Source organism: Paraburkholderia kururiensis JCM 10599 = LMG 19447, assembly GCF_003986935.1.
GTDB lineage: Bacteria > Pseudomonadota > Gammaproteobacteria > Burkholderiales > Burkholderiaceae > Paraburkholderia > Paraburkholderia kururiensis.
The window spans coordinates 1-1122 of record NZ_RJZE01000100.1 but is presented as its reverse complement, the minus strand read 5'-3'; the positions used below and the strand labels follow the sequence as shown (position 1 = coordinate 1122).

Annotated in this window: 1 protein-coding gene; it reads right to left on the bottom strand. The window is 62.4% G+C overall.

The window, feature by feature from the left end; translation table 11 throughout:
* Positions 1–971 (bottom strand): GDP-mannose 4,6-dehydratase (gene gmd / locus PKKP23_RS33420; RefSeq protein ID WP_126880079.1); only part of this gene is annotated, 971 nt, incomplete at its 3' end.
* Between the last annotated feature and the right edge of the window lie 151 nt (positions 972–1122).

The window sequence follows — 1122 nt, the reverse complement described above, 5'->3', positions numbered from 1 at the left end:
AGCGTGGTCGTTGGCTTCCATCCAAGCTCGCGTTCGGCCTTCGTCGCGTCGCCAATGAGCAGATCGACTTCCGCCGGGCGGTAGAACTTCGGATTCACACGCACGATGACGTGGCCGGTCTGTGCGTCGATGCCCACTTCCTTCTGGGCCCTGCCTTCCCACTCGATGCGAAAGCCCGCGGCACGCGCGGCCAGCGTGACGAAGTCACGCACGGTCTCCGTACGGTTGGTGGCGAGCACATAGGTATCCGGGCGATCTGCCTGGAGCATGCGCCACATGCCGTCCACGTACTCCTGCGCGAAACCCCAGTCACGCTTCGCATCGAGGTTGCCGAGTTCGAGCACGTCGAGCCTGCCGAGGCGCATCTTCGCGAAAGCGTCTGTCACCTTGCGCGTCACGAATTCGCGTCCGCGCAACGGCGACTCGTGATTGAACAGAATGCCGCTCGATGCAAAGAGGTTGTAGCTCTCGCGATAGTTGACCGTCATCCAGTGTGCAAAGAGCTTGGCCACGCCGTAGGGACTGCGGGGATAGAACGGCGTGCTCTCCGTTTGCGGCACGGCCTGCACGCGCCCGAACATCTCGGACGTACTGGCCTGGTAGAAACGCGCCTCCGGCCGCGCAATGCGAACCGCCTCGAGCAGATTCAACGGACCGACGCCGGTGATCTCCGCAGTCGTAACGGGCTGCTCGAACGACACACCGACAAAGCTCTGCGCGGCGAGGTTGTAGACCTCGTCGGCATGGGTCTTATGCAGCAGACGCACACTGGCGCCGAGGTCTGTAAGGTCATACTCGACGAGTTCGAGCAGCGGGTGGCCTTCAATGCCCAGTTCCGCCAGACGCCAGAAATTCACGGAACTCGTTCTGCGGTATGTGCCGAACACCCTGTAGCCCTTTTCGAGCAGCAGCTTCGCCAGGTACGCACCATCCTGCCCGCCCACGCCCGTCACGATTGCCCTGCGTTCCATTGCGTTCTCCCTGTCCTGTTGAAATGCATTTGCCGTGTCACGTGCCCGCCGTGGCGAACAACGCCTTGCGGTATATCTCGACGTTGGTCGACGTGTCCGGCTGGTTCTCCATGCGCGGCGCGCTTCCTCTCCTGAACGCGCCTGCCTCGAT